Annotated in this window: 13 protein-coding genes; 4 read left to right on the top strand and 9 right to left on the bottom strand. The window is 62.8% G+C overall.

The features are described 5' to 3' along the window. The first annotated feature begins 10 nt into the window (after nt 1-10). On the top strand, nt 11-721 hold the full coding sequence (locus tag SOM18_RS03835; protein WP_081874380.1) for a response regulator transcription factor: 711 nt from the start codon (nt 11-13) through the stop codon (nt 719-721). Further along, complete coding sequence (locus tag SOM18_RS03830; RefSeq protein ID WP_042467531.1) at nt 712-2,283, top strand: sensor histidine kinase; 1,572 nt, start codon at nt 712-714, stop codon at nt 2,281-2,283. The genes SOM18_RS03835 and SOM18_RS03830 overlap by 10 nt, the downstream gene beginning before the upstream one ends. A 103-nt stretch (nt 2,284-2,386) precedes the next feature. Here SOM18_RS03830 and SOM18_RS03825 read toward each other — a convergent pair whose 3' ends face one another. The 9 genes from SOM18_RS03825 to SOM18_RS03785 all read right to left on the bottom strand — a co-directional run bounded on the left by SOM18_RS03825 (nt 2,387) and on the right by SOM18_RS03785 (nt 14,542). Continuing rightward, a complete protein-coding gene (locus SOM18_RS03825) occupies nt 2,387-3,979 on the bottom strand; it encodes an alkaline phosphatase D family protein (RefSeq protein WP_031441483.1) in 1,593 nt (530 codons plus the stop codon). Between the two features lie 22 nt (nt 3,980-4,001). Then, nucleotides 4,002-6,641 (bottom strand): TonB-dependent receptor, encoded by a 2,640-nt coding sequence (locus tag SOM18_RS03820; protein ID WP_320481302.1) that lies wholly within the window; start codon nt 6,639-6,641, stop codon nt 4,002-4,004. A gap of 538 nt (nt 6,642-7,179) precedes the next feature. Next, nucleotides 7,180-7,959, bottom strand: coding sequence for a cyclase family protein (locus SOM18_RS03815; protein ID WP_031441481.1), 780 nt, complete (start codon nt 7,957-7,959; stop codon nt 7,180-7,182). Further along, nucleotides 7,956-9,110 (bottom strand): alpha/beta hydrolase family protein, encoded by a 1,155-nt coding sequence (locus tag SOM18_RS03810; RefSeq protein WP_031441480.1) that lies wholly within the window; start codon nt 9,108-9,110, stop codon nt 7,956-7,958. The genes SOM18_RS03815 and SOM18_RS03810 overlap by 4 nt, the downstream gene beginning before the upstream one ends. Before the next feature lie 11 nt (nt 9,111-9,121). Then, nucleotides 9,122-9,586 carry a nuclear transport factor 2 family protein gene (locus SOM18_RS03805; protein WP_244654671.1) on the bottom strand — a complete coding sequence of 155 codons (465 nt, stop codon included), beginning with the start codon at nt 9,584-9,586 and terminating at the stop codon, nt 9,122-9,124. Then, nucleotides 9,565-10,467 (bottom strand): VOC family protein, encoded by a 903-nt coding sequence (locus SOM18_RS03800; RefSeq protein ID WP_192070880.1) that lies wholly within the window; start codon nt 10,465-10,467, stop codon nt 9,565-9,567. The genes SOM18_RS03805 and SOM18_RS03800 overlap by 22 nt, the downstream gene beginning before the upstream one ends. 48 nt (nt 10,468-10,515) lie before the next feature. Further along, the gene (locus SOM18_RS03795) at nt 10,516-12,876 is read right to left on the bottom strand and encodes a beta-glucosidase (RefSeq protein WP_031441477.1); all 2,361 of its coding nucleotides are present in this window, start codon (nt 12,874-12,876) and stop codon (nt 10,516-10,518) included. Continuing rightward, nucleotides 12,873-13,439, bottom strand: a complete 567-nt coding sequence (locus SOM18_RS03790; protein WP_031441476.1) for an NADPH-dependent FMN reductase — start codon at nt 13,437-13,439, stop codon at nt 12,873-12,875. Before SOM18_RS03790 ends, SOM18_RS03795 begins: the two co-directional genes overlap by 4 nt. Beyond that, nucleotides 13,436-14,542, bottom strand: a complete 1,107-nt coding sequence (locus SOM18_RS03785) for an LLM class flavin-dependent oxidoreductase (protein WP_031441475.1) — start codon at nt 14,540-14,542, stop codon at nt 13,436-13,438. Before SOM18_RS03785 ends, SOM18_RS03790 begins: the two co-directional genes overlap by 4 nt. A 154-nt stretch (nt 14,543-14,696) precedes the next feature. On the opposite strand from SOM18_RS03785, the gene SOM18_RS03780 reads away from it, so the two are divergent. Further along, nucleotides 14,697-15,365, top strand: coding sequence for a TetR/AcrR family transcriptional regulator (locus SOM18_RS03780; protein WP_042467529.1), 669 nt, complete (start codon nt 14,697-14,699; stop codon nt 15,363-15,365). A gap of 516 nt (nt 15,366-15,881) precedes the next feature. Then, on the top strand, nt 15,882-17,969 hold the full coding sequence (locus tag SOM18_RS03775; RefSeq protein WP_235188429.1) for a TonB-dependent receptor: 2,088 nt from the start codon (nt 15,882-15,884) through the stop codon (nt 17,967-17,969). Nucleotides 17,970-17,980 lie beyond the last annotated feature (11 nt).

Genomic DNA, 17,980 nt, shown 5'->3' with positions numbered 1-17,980 from the left:
AGCGCCAGCAATGTACGCGATGACCCATCATATTCTCATCGTCGATGACGATCCGCATATCCGCGATCTGCTGGCCTTCGCGCTCGGCCGGGCGGGTATGAGCGTGGCCGAGGCTGGCGACGGCGAGGCGGCGCTGGCCGCGGTCGAGCAGAATGTCCCCGACCTGATGATCCTCGACATCAATATGCCGCGGCTCGACGGGCTGGACCTGTGTCGGCGGCTGCGCGCATCGGGTGGCGCGCAGGCCCGATTGCCGATCCTGTTCCTCTCCTCGCGCGACGACGAGATCGACCGGATCGTCGGGATCGAGATCGGCGGCGACGACTATGTCGTAAAACCCTTCTCGCCGCGCGAGGTCGTCGCGCGTGTCGGCGCGATCCTAAAGCGCGGCGTGCCGGCACCGCCGCCGATGCCCGCAACGGTCATCCGCTACGGCCGGCTGGCGCTTGACATTGACGCTTGGGAAGCGCGCGTGGACGCCGAGCCCATCGCGACGACGGCAACGGAGTTCCAACTCCTCGCGCTGCTCGCCACTATGCCGTCGAAAGTCTTCAGCCGCGACGCAATCATCGACCGGCTGCACGGACCCGGCTTTGCGATGACCGACCGCACGGTGGACAGCCATGTCCGCAACCTGCGCGCCAAATTCGCCCGCGCGGGGCTCGATGATCTGGTCGAGACGCGCAGCGGTGTCGGGTATCGCCTCGGCCGATGCGGCTGATCGCAACGGGCAAGCGGATCGCGAAACGCCATTGGCCGGCGCTGTCGATCCGCACGATCCTGCTCGCGACCTTCGTGTTCGTGGCTGCGCTGCCCGGTGTCGGCGCGGTCGCCCTGCGCGTGTACGAGAACACGTTGGTCCAGCAGACCGAGGCCGAACTCATCGCGCAGGGCGCGGTGCTCGCGGCGGCGTACCGGGCGGCGTGGGGCGACCACACGCAGGGCAATCGCCCGCTGGCGCCCGAGCCGCCGACGATCGACCTGCGCAGCGATCCGGTGCTCGACGAAATGCCTCCGGCGCAGTCTGCCGGCGTGGCCAACCCGGGGGCGATCGAAATCGCACGCGGGCTGGCGCCGGTGATGGAAGACGCCGCGGCGGTCACGCTGTCCGCGGCCCGACTGCTCGACGGCGCGGGCGTCGTGGTCGTGGGGCATGACGATCTGGGAAAAAGCTACGCCGACGTTCTCGAAGTGCGCCGCGCTCTCGACGGGCGCGTGGCGACCACGCTTCGGCTCCGGACAGACAACCCCTATGGGCTGCGATCGCCGCTCGAATGGCTCAGCCGTGCGAGCACGATTCGCGTCCATCATGTGCGGCCGGTGATCGTCGGTGGCCGCGTCGTCGGCGTCGTCATGCTTTCGCGTTCACCGCGCGGACTGTTCCTCGGGATCTATCAAGATCGCGGTAAAATCGCGCTGGGCGTTGTGTCGATCTTTCTGACGCTCCTGATGCTCGCGGGACTATTGTCGCGCGGTATCGCCCGCCCGATCCGTGAACTGACCCGCGCAACCGAGCGCGTCGCGAGCGGCGATGTGATTATCCCTGAGGCCCCCGTCACCGCTGCGATCGAGATTCGAGAACTCTATGCGCACTTCGCGACCATGGCCGACCGTATCGATACCCGCGCCCGCTATCTGCGTGATTTCGCCGCAGCGTTGAGCCACGAATTTAAGACTCCCCTGACCGGCATCCGCGGCGCACTCGAACTGCTTGGCGAGCATAAGATGACGGATGCGGAACGACAGCGATTTCTCGCCAACGCGGGCGCCGACGCGGACCGGCTTGCCTTACTGGTCCAGCGGCTGCTGGAACTCGCGCGGGCTGATATGGCGACCACACAGGCGGGCCATTGCACATTGCGCAACGTCGTCAGCGGATTGGACGACGTCGGGATATCGATCGTTTTGCAGGACGATGGCGATGTACCGATCGGCGCGGAACTCCTAACGGCCGTCTTGCGGATACTGGCCCAGAATAGCAGCCAGGCTGGCGCATGTACCGCGACGCTTCGGCTGGATCATCACCCCACAGCGGTGTCGATCCGATACGAGGACGATGGTCACGGTATCTCGGCAGGCGATCGTGATCGCGTCTTCACACCGTTCTTCACAAGCCGACGGCTTCACGGCGGTACCGGACTAGGACTACCGATCGCCCGCTCTCTATTGTCCGCGGAAAAAGCTGCGATCGACCTTCTACCCTCAACACAGGGCGCAGCGTTTGTGCTTACCTTTCCTGCCGGTAGATCATTCGTCGGAGAAAAAGTCCGGAGAAATAGATGAACGAGAGTCCGATTTTGGGAAGCGGTGAAACCCGTCTGGACGTCGGCTTATGGGTCGTCTCTCGGCATACGAGTGGACTACGCTTCTGACTTCTGAGCACGGGTTAGGCGCTTTGCAACCCCGGCTTGCCACGCTCGGTAACGAAGGTGGTGTGCGTCGAGAGCGTGCCGTTCCGCGTCGCGATCGTGTCCAGAACTTTCAGGTCACCGCGCCACAGATCGCGGTCGACGTCGCACAAGACATAGCCACGCCTGTCGGTGAGCGCCTTGAGATGCGGATTTTCCGTCCGGGATGAGCGGGTATAGTCGTCGTCCTCGCCGACGCCGTCCGCCCCCGAGCTGATCGAGGTAGCGAGATATTCGCTGCTGATGATCTTGCCGTTGCCGTGATCCTGGATGAGGTCGCCGGCGTAATGGCGGTGCGCGTCGCCGCTGACGGTCATGACGTTACCGGGGCACCGCGCGTCGATATGTGCGAGCAGGCGGCGGCGGCTGTTCATGTACCCTGACCATTGGTCCATCGAGACAAGCTGCTCGGGCTGCCCTGCCTTGTGGTAGCCGAGGTTCATCAGGCACACCTGCTGCGCGATCAGGTTCCAGCGTGCCTTCGAGCGATCGAGGCCTTTGAACAGCCATGCTTCCTGCGGTGCGCCCGTGATCGACCGGTCGGCCGCGAAGGCGTCCGGTCCTTGCGGCGCATCGCGATCGCCATAGACCTGATCGGAACGATATTGCCGTGTATCGAGGAAGAACGCGTCCATCAGATCGCCGAAGCGTGCGCCGCGGTACATTTGCATGTGCGATCCGTCGGGCATCGATGAGCGGCGTAGCGGCATATGCTCGTAATAGGCCTGCATCGCCATCGCACGCCGCGTGCGGAACACCTCCGGCGTGGTGTTGTCCTGATCGATGTCGCCGGCCCAATTATTGTCGATTTCGTGATCGTCGAAGCTGACGAACCAGGGCGCGGCGGCGTGCGCGGCCTGGAGATCGGGATCGCTCTTGTACTGGGCGTAGCGCTGGCGGTAATCGCCGATCGAATAGATTTCGTGGCCGAGGTGGCGACGCACCAGCGGCTTCTTCGCGCCGCGCGCCTGTTCGCCGCGGTCCGGCCCCTCGTAGATATAGTCGCCGTAATGGAACACGAAGTCGATCGGTTCGGCGGCGATGTGACGCCATGCGGTGTAATAGCCCTCCTCGTAATGCTGGCAGCCGGCGACGGCGAAGCGCACGCGGTCGAGCGGTGCGCCTGGCGGGGGCAGGGTCGCCCCGCGCCCGGTGCCGCTACGCTCGCCGCCGCAGGTGAAGCGGTACCAATAGGGGCGTGCGGGAGCGAGTCCGGCGACCTCGACATGGACCGAATGCGCCAGCTCAGGGTGTGCGATCGCCTCGCCGCGCTGAAGCACCTGACGGAAGTCGGGATCGGCGGCGACCTCCCAGGCAACGAGCACAGGGGCCATCATCATGCCGCCATCGGGCTGGAGCGGTAGGGGCGCGAGCCGCGTCCAGATGACGAAGCCCGTGGCATCGGGATCGCCGGCCGCGACGCCCAACGTGAACGGCGGGGTGGGGAAGCGCGGGGCCTCGATCAGGTTGCGGGGCCGCACCTCGGCGGCGGAGGCCCGCCAAGGCAGGACACCAGCGGCGGTCAGGCTTCCCAGGGCGGACAGAAGATAGCGGCGATCGACTTCGTACATGGTCGTACCTCTGTTCGGCTTATCAGCGCAGCATGATGTGGAAAAAGGCACCCTGGCCATAGTCGTCGACTTCGCTGACGTAGCGAAGGCCGTTGCCGACCAGGAATTTCGGCTGGTCATTGAGCAGGTTGGTGATCTCGTATTTGAACGTCACGTGTTTTGTCACGCGGTGCCACAGGCCGAGGTTGACGGTGGTCAGCTCCGCGCGGCCGTTGTCGTCCTGCGCGGTCTCGCCGATGCCCTCCATGTAGCTGCCGCGGTGCGTGACGGTCGTGCGGAACGCGCCGTCGATCGCGGGCAGGCGAAGCGTCGCGCCGCCGTTGATGATCCACTTTGGCTGGTAGATCAGCCGGTCCAGGGTCCGCGTCCCCGCATCGCTGGTGATCGACATCCGTCCCTTCAGCCAGGTTGCGTTGAAAAACGGATCGATCCGCTGGCCGAACAGGTTGACATCGTGATCGGCGGCCTGGAACTCGACGCCGTACAGCCGCGAATTGTCGGCGTTGAGCGGCTGGCGGACCCGGTAGTTGACGTCGTCGATCAGCTGCGTCGTGGTCAGCGTGAAGATGTCGTCCTTGATCCACTTGGCGAACGCGCCGAGCGAGATGATGCCGTCCTTGTGGAAATACTGCTCGAACTGAACATCGAGATTGTCCGACCGACGTGGGCGCAGATCGGGGTTGCCGCGGCTGATCGAGCAATCCGCCCCGCCGCTGTCCTCGTCGCCGCAATTGAGCGATTCCGGTTGCGCGATATTGCCCGGTGTAGGGCGGCCGAGCGTGCGGCTGTACGAAAAGCGCAGCTTCTTGCCGCCGGCGAAGTCCTGGATGCCGGAGAACGACGGCAACAGGTATTGGTACCCGCCTTTGTTCCGCGTCATCACCGCCGACGCTGTGCCGCCGGTGATCGTCGGCTGGAACGCGGAAAAGCGCGTATGGTCGTAGCGGACGCCCGCGACCAGCGTGGTATCGTCGGTGGCGTAATGGAGCGACAAAAACGGCGTTACCAGCCGCTCGGTGTATCGATAATCCCCGGTGATGCTGTCGTAGGTCGAGTTGGGTACGTCCTTGACGAACTTGGGCCACAACTCCTTCTTCACGCGCGCCCAGTCGACCCACGGGAACGATTGCGGTGCGCCCACGGGCACATAGCCTGGATCGTAGAGATAGGCGTTCATCGCCTGGCCAAGCTTGTATTCGGTCATATCGACGTTGCGCGACAGTTCCAGGTTGCGGAATTCGATCCCTGTGACGAACCCGAAGCCACGATCTTCGGGCTCGGCGTTCCATCCATAATCGACGCGCGCATTCGCCAGCCCCTCGTTGGCCATGCGGTATGTCGTCTGCGCTGTGCTGAGCTTGTACGGCGATCCGAGCACGAGGCCCGGCTTGTTGATCCCGGTGACGTAAGGCAGCCCGCCGGTGCCGTCATTGCCCGCCGCCCAGTCGAGCGAAAGGCCAGTCGGATAGGCGCGGACACCGATATAGGGCTGCGTATTGTCGTACCGGGCGCGGGTGTAACCGCCGCGAACGCGCAACGACGAGCGGTCGTCGTGCCATTCGACATTGCCGATCGCGCCGACCGTCGCCTTGTTCCAGGTATCGTAGCGATAGCGTGAATAGAGGCTGTTGATGTCCGATCCGCCACCCTCCGCGGTCAGGTCGCTGACACTGTTCTTGGTGTAGTAATCATTCTTGTTCATCGTCGAGGATTCCCACTGACGATAATTGAACCTGAGCAGCGACGCATAGATGTCGGTGCCAAGCGGACGCCATTCGAACTTCGCCGAACTGCCCGCAGTCTGGAGGCGGTTGGTATAGCTGCCGTAACTATGGTTGTACGGTACGGCGATGCCGTTCCACGCGGGATCGTCGGGGCCGGCCAGCTTCTTGCCGGCGTCGCTGAAGTAATATTTGGTGTCCTGCCACCATTTGCGCGAGTTGCGGATGCGGTTCTCGTAGCGCGCCGACAGGACCACGCCGAACTGATCGCCCGCGCCGAACTTGTCCGCGAACACCATCTTGCCACCGGCGCCGAAATGCGGCGTGCTGCCGTTGCCGGCGTTGCTGCCGCCATCGCCCCTGAACGACGAATAGATACCATAGCCGTCGACCATGACATAGCGGCGCTTGAGGGCAAACGCGCTGCGCGTGACGATGTCGACGATCCCCCCGATCGCCGCGCCATTTTGTTCGGCGGTAAATGTCTTGTAGACGTCGTTGTGGAACGCGAGTTCGGACGGAATTTGCTGCAAATTGACCTTGCGCGAACCCTCGCCGTCATTGCCGATCGTCGCGAGCGTGATCCCGTCGATCGTGGTCTGGTTGAGATCGGGCGAGATGCCCCGGATGCTGACGAAGCGCGGCGCATCGCCATCCTCAATCGCGCTGATACCGGGCAGCAGGATCAACTGGCCTGCAACGCTGCCGTCGGCGGACAGAGTTTCGAGATCGTCGAACACGATAGAGTCACGTACCGACGTCGATTGCTCCTTGTCCGAGCGGATCGCGCGATCGCCCATGACGATGATGTCGGACTTGGTCTGCTCGGGATCAGCGGTCGGGTCTTCGGCGTTTGCGGCACTAGCTACGAACAACAGCGGAAGCGCACAGGCCGCGGACGCGGCCAACCGGACGCGTCTGGCGGGCGAAAGGAACAGCATTGAGCCAGCATCTCCGAAAGGGGCGGGCAAAGAGGCTTCCCCAGAACGGAACGGCTGGCCCACCCAATGTAAGACCAATCTGCGGTCTCGAGCGCCTCGCCTATGATATCAACGCGACATAATCGCGTCAGTTATGATGACCTTTTATGACGGTCGGCATTATTAAGGCGCACTGTTCGGCCGCCTATCAAAGCTGTTCAGTACTGAGCAACGCCCGCACTCAGCAGCGCGACCAGGCAAGGCGGCTAATCTTGCATCGTTCGGGATGACTTTTGGAAGCCATCGATTTCCAGGCAGTCATTTCGACCGACCGCTTAAACGGATGGCAAGCGTTGCCGTGGAACTCCATGAAACAAGGGCGGAAGTTGGGAGGCGGGGAAGGGCACCCGAACGGCGACTTATGGGTCATTCCTGGGCTAGTTATAAATCTAGATTAATTGTCATATCTTAGGTCACAATTGCGGCAAATCGCCTCAATTTTTGAGTGGGACCTAAACGTTTGGCTGAAATTGCGCGTCAAAATCCTGAAGCGGCTATCTTAATCGTTTAGGATAGCGACCGCTCGTGTCCAGCCAGCGGAGCCATTCTTTATCTTTGCTGGAAAACAGGAAACCATGAAGCCGTTGCAGGGTAGGCGATCAAGGTTAGTGAGCTTTTCCATGTGGCAATAGCCGATGTCTCGGCCTGCCTTATGCCCCTCCCAGATCAGCGAGGTGTCGCCCGTCTCCTCAATCCGCTTGGCGGTGTGGCCGAACGGCGCGTCCCAAGACCATGCGTCGGTACCCGTCACGCGAACGCCGCGCGAGGTCAGGTACAGCGTAGCTTCGTAGCCGATGCCACATCCTTTCGCGAGAAAGTCGGCTTGGCCGAGCGCCGCGCCAGCGGCCGTATTGATCAGCACGATATCCAATGGCCGAAGCGTGTGACCGGCCGCGTTGAGCGCTGCCGCCATCTCGTCCGCCGTCACGACATGACCGTCAGGGAAGTGCCGCATGTCGAGCTTGACCCCCGGCTGGAAGCACCACTCCAGAGGCACTTCATCAATCGTGATCGCACGTTCGCCGCCGTTCATCGTCGGATGGTAGTGCCACGGTGCATCGAGATGCGTTCCGTTATGCGTCGACAGCGTCAACGTCTCCGATGCAGCGAACCCCAGCCCGCCGGGAACTTGTTCGGCAGTGACACCTGGGAAGAAGGTTTGAAGCTCAGCGACGGTTTGGTCGTGCGTCTGATATGCGATCGAGGGTCGCATGAACGGTGGATCCGTTATCACGTCGGGATCGAGCGTGATCGACAGGTCGATGAACGTCCGCTTCATGCGACATGTCCTCCCAATGCTTCTGCGAGCCAGTCGGCGATGAAGTCGCGGCCGAAGCTCATATTATCGACGCCGACATGCTCGACACCGCCTTCGCGTTCGGTGAAGAACTTGAGTTCGCGTTTGGGGCTGTTGACGAGCTGGTCGTAGGTCCGGTGCGCATAGTCGCGGCCGATTTGTCTGTCATTGTCGCCGTGCGTCACCAGGAACGGCACCGTGATCCGGTCCAGTATGCCCTCGAGCGTCATGCCGGCAGCCTTGTCGAGGAACTCGGCCATGTCCTTGGCACCGAACACCCACATGACGTGATTCCAGTAGTGCGGCACGGGATTCTCGCCCTCGCGGCGCAGGCGCTTCTGCTGCACTTCCGCCCAGTCGTGGTTGGCGCCCCAAACCGCTGCTGCAGCGAACCGTGGTTCGAAGGCGACCGCCCTTGGTACGAAATACCCGCCGAGCGAGATGCCCGAGAGCCCGATCCGCGTAGCATCGACGCCGGCTAGCTTTTCCAGCCAGTCGACGACAGGGGTCGCCCAGCGCTCGCTTTCGTGGGTGGCGTGCAGCCCGCCTGAGCGCAGCGCCTCACCCGACCCTGGCTGATCGATGCACAAGGTGGATATTCCACGGCGCAGCAGGGCCTGAGGTAGGCCGGTCCAGTAGAGAAGCTCCTTGCAGCTATCGAGCCCGTTGACGAACACGACGACGGGCGCCTTGCCCGGTGCTTGCGTGAAAACCCCCGGCACCATGCCTCCCGGAATCGCAATCTCCACGCGCTCCGCGTTTTCCTTGCCCAGCGCCATGGCGCGCCGGAAACTGTCCTGACCCTTTGCGAACGTGGCGTTGCGCTCCGGCGTGCCTTGTCCCTGCATCCGTTCGGCGGTGATGTAGTAGAGGCTTGCGCGCTGGAGTTTGGTGCCGGCGGATAAGTGCCGCCCCAATGTCTCGTCCTCGGCGGCAAGAACGACCAGCTTGTCGGCCATCTTGACCCATTCGCGCATGAACTGCGGGGTACCCGCGTCCTCGCCTGACTGTGCTGCTTCCAGCAGAGGGCGGCACATCTCCTCGATCTCGCCGATCCGCGCACCGCTTTCGATCGCGATGTCGACCGAGAGGTTCCAGACGTAATTATTGGGGAAATATTGGAATATGGCCATGGTGCAGATACTCAGAACATGGGGTGGGGGTTTTTGGACGATTGCGGCATTGGCTGGATGACATCCCAATGCTCGACGATCTTACCGTCCTTGAGGCGATAGATATCCGCTACGGCGCCGCCAGCCGTCTTCGGATCGCCGCGACCGAACAAATGGATGATCGCCAGATCGCCATCAACGACGATCCGTTTCACGACGAATGTCGCGCCGGGCGTCGAAAACAAGGGCTCCAGCGACGTTATGGCCGATGCGCGACCGTCGGCGATGCCGGGATTGTGCTGGACGTAGTCCGGAACCACGAAGTCGTCGAACGCTCGCCGCACGTCTTTCGCGCGGTACAGGATATCGGCGAACCGCGTCATGATCGCGCGATTTCGTTCGGTCTCGTCGGCTCGACGGGCCGCGACCGGCATCGCCATCAGGGCGATGCCGGCCATGGCTATACCGGCCCGGATCATGCCGCGGCTGGTGTCCATAGACCTGCATCGGGTGCGGGCTTCGGCATAGTCTGTGGACCGCCAACGCCCGTACCCCATTGGTCCATCGTGTCCGGCGAGGGGACATGAACCGTATGCTGGTGATGATCGTCGTCGACCTCTTCCAGCTCCGACGTGTATTCGACGACGTTCATCGCCGGCGTCGTGAAATAGCTGAACGTGTTGTTACCCGCGGTATGGCGGCCCGGTCCCCATTTGATGTCGACGTCGTTCTTTTTGAGGCGGGCGATGCCCTTCATCATGTCGTCGATCGTCAGCACGTCATAGGCGACGTGGTTGAGGCACGGCGGTCCTGGTAGGAAGGCGAGACGGTGATGCCACGCATTGCAGCGCATGAAGCACATAAAGTCGCCGAGCCAGTCTGAGACACGGAAACCGAGTGCCTTCTCGTACCACGCCACGGTCGCCCGGTGGTCAGGCGAATGCATGACGATGTGACTGATCTTGACCGGGATCGCCTCGCCGCGCTTCAGATCGCGGGACTCCCCTCGCTCGACCTCCGCCGAGACCTCCAGCGTGTGGCCATCAGGATCGAAGAAGCGGAAGCCGTAGCCGCCACCCAGGGTCGTCTGCTCGTGAGGCTCGGTGATGATCTTGCCCCCCGCATCTTTGACCTGCGCGAAAAGGGCATCGACGTCGGCGCGCGTCTCGGCTGCCCATGCCATCACGTCGATCCGTTGTACGGCGTCCTGACGGAGACGTACGACATATTTCTCGGGCGTGCCTGCGGCGGCGAAATACACCATGCCGTCATCGGCTTCGACCTCCGTCAGCCCCCAAACGTCGGCGTAGAACCGCCGTTCGGCTTCCAGGTCTGGAACTGCATAGCCGACGTAACGGACTTCTGAAACGCGTGCCATATCCACTCTCCTTGCCTGCCGATCAGCGCCGGCATTGTGAATTCATCGTCAGTCGAACGCGACGGTTGCCGACAGCGGAAGGTCCAGCGACGATCCGCCGATGCGCAGCGTGGTCGGACCCGATGCGAACACCCATCGATTGCCGCTCCATCGCCGCAGCGCGATCGGATTGACGACGAGATGAATGTCCACCGTGCTGCCCGCAGCGACGACCTGTTTGGCGAAACCAGCCAGAGGACCGTCCGTACGATACGCCTGGACGACGGCGGCGCTGTCGCGCGAACCGTCGTTGCGCACGGTCACGACCAAATCGACGCCGTGATCGGACCGGGTGGTCGCGGTTGCGGCGACGTAGGTGAAGCGGCCGTAGCCAAGCCCTTCGCCAAACGCGAACGCTGGACGGATGCCCGCGGTGATCATCCCGCGGTAGCCAATGCCGATGCCCTCGGCATAAGGCAGCCGGCCGTCGGCGTCGGGGGTCGCATCTAACGCGGGATACTGGTCCTCCGATGCCGCCAGTGCGACGGGCAGGCGCCCCGATGGTTCGAGATCGCCTGCGACGACCGCGGCGAGCGCAGGCCCAAACGCCTCGCCTGGATACCAGACCGCCAGCAACGCCGCGGCGTCGGTGGCGAACCTTGTATCGAAGGCGTGCCCGACATTGACCGCTACGATCGTTCGCGGGTTGGCGGCGATCACGCGCGCGGCGAGTTCCTGCTGGTCGAGGGGGATCGCGGTGGTATCGCGATCCTTGCTTTCAACGCCAGCGTCCGCGGTCTCGCCGACGAGCAGCAGCACCGCGTCGGCGCCCCGAGCGATTGCCTCCGCCTCGGCCAGCAAGGTTGCCGCGTCGTTCGGTACCCCAAGCCCGAACCATAACCCATGGGCACGTGCTGGCGTGTACCGAAGCTCTGCTTCGATCAGTACAGGTATCCCCGCTTCGAGCAGGACTTCGACATGGTCGCTGTCGCCGCTTTTCAGCGCGCCCATGACGTCGCTTGCCGGGATCTCGCGTTCCGCAGCGAACACCTGCCGGCCATCAACGACCAGTCGTACCGATCCGGTGCCACCGATGTGCAGGCGGTGCATGCCCGTGACCGTCGGCATTATCCGCCCACTGGCCCGGATACCGCCGTTGCGGTCGAACGCGCCGAGGTCATGCATACCGTGAAACCACGTCAGCGAATTGGTGTTCCGCGTCTCACTGCCGAGCAGGCTTGCAGAGAAATCATGGCCACCGAAGTAATCGACGGTCATGCCGACGTCGCAGCCATCGCCGAGATCGCGCGCGGGGAGTGCAGGCATTGCCGGCAGCCGCGGCGAGGGGGGGCAGCCGGGAGCGAAGACGATCGTCTCCGCGCCGAACCGCGCGCGCAGCGCCTCGACCGGCGGGATCGCATCGGGGCGGAGCGCGATCTTGGCGAACGTGCCACCCTGAAAGCACGGGGCGAGCGCATTTGGTCCGATGACCGCCAACTGGCGAACGCTGCCCGGCGCAACCGGCAACAGGTCGCCATCATTGCGCAGCAGCGTGAAACCAGCGGCGGCTGCCTGGGCCAGGATGGTATCTCGATCCCCCGGCTCAGCGCCTGCATCGCCGCCGGCCCAGGTTCGGGCAGCGATCTGGATCCTGTCGACCGCTTCCTCGACCCGGTTGACACCAACTGTACCATCAGCCGCTGCGTCGCGCAGCTTCGTGCCCATGAACCGGGCGGGGCCAGGCATTTCGAGATCAAGCCCCGCGTTCAGGGACTCCGCGCCGGCATGCGTACCGAACCAGTCGCTTACCGTGAAACCACCGTAGCGCCATTCGTGGCGCAGGATGTCGGTCAGGACGGGCGCGTTCTGCGCGCAATAGTCGCCGTTGACGCGGTTATAGGCCGTCAGGATGCCGGCACAGCCAGCCCGGGCCACCATTTCAAACGGAAGCAGATAAATTTCGCGCAACGTCGTCTCGTCGACGATCGCGTCGTACCGATCGCGCTGCGTTTCGGAGTCGTTGCAGACCAGATGCTTGGCGATGCTGCCGACACGGCGGCTCTGCAAACCCCTGCTCCACGCGACGCCGAGCGTTCCAGCAAGCAGGGGATCTTCGCCGAACATCTCGAACACCCGGCCGGCGTTCGGCGAGCGAGCGAGATTGAGATTGGGCGCCAGCACCATGTCAACGCCCTTGCGCTTCGCTTCGCCGCCGACCAGCGCGCCGACAACGCCGGCGAGTGCCCGGTCCCAGCTTGCCGCCAGTGCGATGCCGCTCGGAGTCAGGATCGATACGTCGCGCTCGTCGACCCGGCCGCTCGCGATGCCCATGGGACCGTCGGCCATCTTGGCGGATGGGACGTCGTTCGCGGCAACGGTCGACCACATGTCGCGGCCCGCCGTGAACGATAGCAGCGTGTCGTTGATCATCGCGTAGCTCCGGCAAGCAACAGGATCTGGTCGGCCTGCATCGCGACCTGACGTCGCAGGCCGTCGTCGGCGAGCGATCCGTCCTGCGCGAACGGTTGCTGCTCGACGGTATTCACCGCAATGCCGATCGGGGTCGGCCAGCCGCGCATCGCATGCACGATCCCGCGCAATGCCTGAAGCGTGACGCCGCAGGCCTGCCAGCCTGCTGCGGTGACGACCAGCCCGACGGCACGGCCATCGAAATAGACCCGGCGGTCGTCCCGTAGATCCTCGAGGAGATCTATGGCGTTCTTCACCAGACCCGACACGCCGCCATGATAGCCCGGCGAGCCGATCACGATCCCGTCGGCGGCGCGGACGGCTTCGACGAATTCGCGCTGGGCATCGCTGCGCTCGGCGTTTTCAGGGGCGAAATGGGGGAGCGCAGACAGTTCTGCACCACCGAACATGCGCGTCGTCGCCCCGTTCCGCTCAGTCGCGGCAAGAACCGCTCTGACCATCCGTTCGCCGGATGATCCGGGCCGCGTGGTCCCCCCGATGCCAACGATGTACGGCGCGATCATTGCGCGGACTTGAACTGTGGCACGACGTCGCGTGCCAAAAGGTCGAGCGTGCGGTTCGCCCATTCGAGCCGCTGCGGATCGAGCGGCCCGGTCGTCGTGCCGCATAGCACGTTGCCGATGCCGAGCTCTGCATAAGGCGCGAGATGGTCGGCGACCGTCTTCGGACTGCCGTGCAGGCACCAGGTCGCGATCCAGTCCTCGGTAAGCGCCATTGGCGTGTCGTCGGTCTTATGGTTCGCGGCATCGCGCTCGGCTGCGTCGTTATAATATTTCTCGCGATCGACCGCAGCCTGGTAGGCGCGCAGGATGATCTCCAGTTCCTCGCGTGCCTGGTCGTCGCTTTCGGCGATGTGGACGCATTGATAGGTGTGGGTTGTCCAGGACAGGGCATCCGCGACGATCGCCTCGTCATGACCGGCCGCCTCGAGCATGGCGCGATAAGCGGTGAAGTATTTGGTGACGTGCTTGAGCGGCTCGGTGCCGCCGATGTTCGGCGGCGTGAACGCGGGGATGAACGCCGGCCAGCCATGCTCCGCGGCACGGCGTGCGCTGGCCTCCTTCATGGCAACGGGCATGAGCCGCGCGTGACGTTTGCCGTACATCGCAGGCGCGATGCGCTGCAGCACCTTGCCCTTATAGGGTCCGTTCTCGAATTCGATCGGCGCGTCGTCAATCTGCTTGGCCCAGAGCTTCTCGGCGATGGCAAGGTTGGCCTCCGCAATCGCCGAGGCTTCCTTGTAGTTCACGCCGAAGCCAATCATCTCCTCGGGCGTGGTGCCGGACCCTACGCCAACCAGCAGCCTGCCCTCCGTCAACTGATCCAGGATGTTGACGCGTTCGGCAAAGCGGACTGGACTGTGAAGCGGAACCGAGGTGACCGAGAAGCCGAAATGCACTTTCTTCAGCTGGCCGGCCAGATAAGCGGCGAACATCATCGGGTCGCTCGCGACGGGCATGTAGCCGGTGAAGTGATGGTCGGGAAGAAAGACCGCGTCGAAGCCAAGCTCCTCGGCTTTCTTCGCGTGATCGACGAGATCGAGGATCAATTGACGGTCCTGGTCCGCAGCCGTGGTGCGGGCATTCAAGAAAACCGAAAATCGCATCAAATCTCTCCCGAAGTGGCGGGTTTGTCCCCTGCCGATTTGCCTTTCGTCCGTCACAAAGTGTAACTGACTAGTAGCGGTTCAGAACTAGAACCGTCATTCTGAATTGAGTGATAGCGGCCTGTTGCGCCGCGTGTCAACGGGGACGTTCGCGATGCCTGCAAAAGCGATGACGATAGAAATGGAGCTTGCCGCCACGCCCTCGCGCGTCCCGCAGCAGGGGCGTAGCCGAGCGTCGTACGACCGGATGATCGCCGCGGCTGAAGACCTGCTGCGCGAACGCGGCAGCGATGATTTCACGCTTCTCGAGGTCAGCAAGGCTGGCAAAGTTTCGATCGGTTCGATCTACAACCGGTTCGACAGCAAGGACGATCTGATCCGAGCGGTGCAGGGCCGTGTGCTGCTCGCCGTCGACAAGGCGCAACGCGAAGTCGTCGACCGTGCCGAGTCGCAAGCCGATGATCTCAGGACACTCGTTCCCTTGATCATCGATGGGATCGCCGAATGTCTTCACGAACATGCCGATCTGATGCGCCCGATGATGCTGCGTGCCGGATCGGATCCCATCGTGCTGGCTGCCGGCAAACGCAGCTACATGGAGGTGGAGAACCTGGTCTGCACGGCGCTTCTGGCGCATCGTGACGAGATTAAGCGGCCCGATCCCGAACGCGCCGTCGCGTCTGCTTATCGCATCGCCTATTCTGCGATTGCACGTGCGCTTGGTTTCGGCGCTACCCCTGGAAATGGGGTGGAAGGGGAATGGAAGGTCCTGAAAGAGGATCTCGGCCATATGGCGTCTGCATATCTTCGTTCAGCCGACTGATCGCAGGGAACGCTAAGAATCGCGCCGGAGCGCCGGCGCGACTGCCTGGACCGAAATGTCGACCCTAAGGCGCGCAGCAGTTCGCCGATGCTGCCGGCGCTCGTGCAAAAACGTGTCATTCGTACGCCGGGCATCGTCCAAAACCAGTTCGCCGTCACGACTACGGGTATGGCGCTGGTTGACCACGTAAATATCTGATGTCGCCGGCTCTTGCGGCGCTGATGCCACTGCTTGACAGCCCTAACAAAGCATCTATTAGAACCATAGTTCTTATTCGTACCAGCGCGGGGAAAAACCCGCCGATCGAGAAGGGAGAGGATCATAATGCGCAATGCACCCGTAATCCGTGTTCTTTTGGCCGGAGCCGCAACGCTGGCGATGACCGCGACCGCGCAGGCTCAGCAAACGCCACCATCCGAAGCTCCCCCGGCTCCCATCGAAGCGACACCGACGGACGGCGCAGCGACAACGGCAGGCACAGCGCAGGACGATGCGGGTCAGTTAGGCGATATCATCGTGACTGCGCAGAAGCGCGCTACCGGAATCCAGGATACGCCGATCGCGATGCGTGCGTTCGACGGGGATCAGCTCATCAAGAGCGGCGTCGGCGATTTGAACGGACTTACGCGCCTCGCACCCGACCTCAACCTGACGACCGAAACCCTGTTCACGCGCATCAGCATCCGCGGTGTCGGAAGCCAGGATGTCTCAGAAACCGCAGACGGCGCACTGACGATCAATATCGACGGCGAGTACATCAACCGCCCGGTCGCCTTGAATGCCGCCTTGTTCGATCTCGAGCGGGTCGAAATCCTGCGTGGCCCGCAAGGAACACTGTATGGTCGCAACTCGACGGCGGGCGCACTGAACGTGATCGCCGCCAAGCCGTTGCTGGGTGACGTTTCCGGCTTCGCGACGGTCGGCTACGGCAACTATGATTCAAAGACGGCGCAAGCTGCCGTCAATCTGCCACTTGGTGACAAGGTGGCCGTCCGCATCGCGGGCCTCCATTCCGATCATGACGGCTATACGAACAACGCCCCCGGCGGAAAGGGCGATACGGGCAACTCCGACGCGCTCCGAGCCTCGATCTATGCCGAGCCGTTCGACCGTCTGAAACTCTACCTCGCCGGCGAATATGTCGACGTGAACCAGAGCGCGCCGTCGCAATTCGGCGTTCAGGTCTCGGCAACCTCGCCTGGCCTGGTCACGCTGCCATCCGGTGCAATCGTGCCGTCGCAGTTCAAGCCGACGTTCGACCGCGACAGCTATCCCCTGGCCGATGTCGGTTTCTTTCGGACCAAACAATATGCGGTCCGTGGTCGCGCGGACCTGGATCTGGATTTTGCGACGCTCAGCTATATCGGCGGCTACCGCGACGTGAACGTCAGCTCGCGCCAGCCCCTGAACGGGTACGTGCCGGCCGTCTTCACCTACTATAACAACCGGATAGACTCCGACACGCAGAGCCATGAAATCCGTCTCGCGGGCGGCAAGGAAGGCGCATTCATCTGGCAGGCTGGCGGATTCTACTACAAGGAGTCGCAGGATATCGCCCGGGGCCTTTTCCTGCCGCAAGCGGGACCAAACGGTAGTTTCCTGAACTTTTTCTATAGACCCTATGTCGACTCGACGTCGAAAGCCGCATTCGGTCAGGCTACCTACTGGGTTCTGCCCGACACGCTCAGCTTGACGGGCGGCATTCGCTACACGGACGACAAGAAGCGTGGCCGCTACGACAATTACGGTTTCCAGTTCAATTCCGGGCCGACGCCACCCGCTGACGGATCGCCCGGTGCCGTCACCACCTTCCCGCGCCAGGAATCGAACAAGGTCACGTGGAACGCCGGCGTCGACTTCAAGGCGGCCCGTGATAACCTGCTCTATGCGAAGGTCTCGACAGGCTACAAGGGCGGTGGCTTCGACAATGTTGGAGACTATGCACCGGAGACGCTGACGGCGTATGAGATCGGATCGAAGAACCGCTTTGCGGATCGGACGGTCGAGTTCAACGTCTCGGCCTTCTACTACAAATACACCAACCAGCAGGTTCAGGTGCTACTCGATACGTCGGTCGGTGCCCGGACGCTCAACGCGGGCAAGTCGCGGATCTGGGGTATCGAGACCGATAGCACGTTCGTCCTGTCCGATCGCGATCGCGCGCATCTGACCTTCAATTACCTGGATGCGAAGTTCACCGACTTCCCGGGTGCGGTGTCCGGTTTGAATGGGACGTTCCCGATCGACCTGTCCGGCAACACGCCACCTCAGGCACCAAAGGTCACGATCGCGGTCGGCTACGATCACACCTTCCCGATCGGCGACGGCAAGCTCGTCGCAAGTGGATTTTCGCGCTTCAAGTCGCAGTATTTCCTGACGCCGTTCAACTGGGAAGCCGAGCGCCAGCAGGCATACACGCAGACCGATCTCAGCCTCGAATATTCGGCACCAGGCGATCGCTTCTCGATCCAGGGTTTCGTTCGCAATCTCGAGAACGAACGGCCGATCGGCTACGGCTTCTTCACCGGGGGTGGCATCAACGTCTACAATTTCAGTTTCGGTGCCCCGCGGACCTACGGTGCGCAAGCGACGATCAAGTTCTAGGACACAGGTAC

The organism is Sphingomonas sp. CFBP9019 (assembly GCF_034045155.1).
In the GTDB taxonomy this organism is placed as follows: Bacteria; Pseudomonadota; Alphaproteobacteria; order Sphingomonadales; family Sphingomonadaceae; genus Sphingomonas; species Sphingomonas aerolata.
This window is presented reverse-complemented; position numbering and strand designations above follow the sequence as displayed.

Coding starts and splice junctions, on each gene's coding strand:
- SOM18_RS03835 (WP_081874380.1), top strand. CDS start 11: ATGTACGCGATGACCCATCATATTCTCATCGTCGATGACGATCCGCAT.
- SOM18_RS03830 (WP_042467531.1), top strand. CDS start 712: ATGCGGCTGATCGCAACGGGCAAGCGGATCGCGAAACGCCATTGGCCG.
- SOM18_RS03825 (WP_031441483.1), bottom strand. CDS start 3,979: ATGTACGAAGTCGATCGCCGCTATCTTCTGTCCGCCCTGGGAAGCCTG.
- SOM18_RS03820 (WP_320481302.1), bottom strand. CDS start 6,641: ATGCTGTTCCTTTCGCCCGCCAGACGCGTCCGGTTGGCCGCGTCCGCG.
- SOM18_RS03815 (WP_031441481.1), bottom strand. CDS start 7,959: ATGAAGCGGACGTTCATCGACCTGTCGATCACGCTCGATCCCGACGTG.
- SOM18_RS03810 (WP_031441480.1), bottom strand. CDS start 9,110: ATGGCCATATTCCAATATTTCCCCAATAATTACGTCTGGAACCTCTCG.
- SOM18_RS03805 (WP_244654671.1), bottom strand. CDS start 9,586: ATGGACACCAGCCGCGGCATGATCCGGGCCGGTATAGCCATGGCCGGC.
- SOM18_RS03800 (WP_192070880.1), bottom strand. CDS start 10,467: ATGGCACGCGTTTCAGAAGTCCGTTACGTCGGCTATGCAGTTCCAGAC.
- SOM18_RS03795 (WP_031441477.1), bottom strand. CDS start 12,876: ATGATCAACGACACGCTGCTATCGTTCACGGCGGGCCGCGACATGTGG.
- SOM18_RS03790 (WP_031441476.1), bottom strand. CDS start 13,439: ATGATCGCGCCGTACATCGTTGGCATCGGGGGGACCACGCGGCCCGGA.
- SOM18_RS03785 (WP_031441475.1), bottom strand. CDS start 14,542: ATGCGATTTTCGGTTTTCTTGAATGCCCGCACCACGGCTGCGGACCAG.
- SOM18_RS03780 (WP_042467529.1), top strand. CDS start 14,697: ATGCCTGCAAAAGCGATGACGATAGAAATGGAGCTTGCCGCCACGCCC.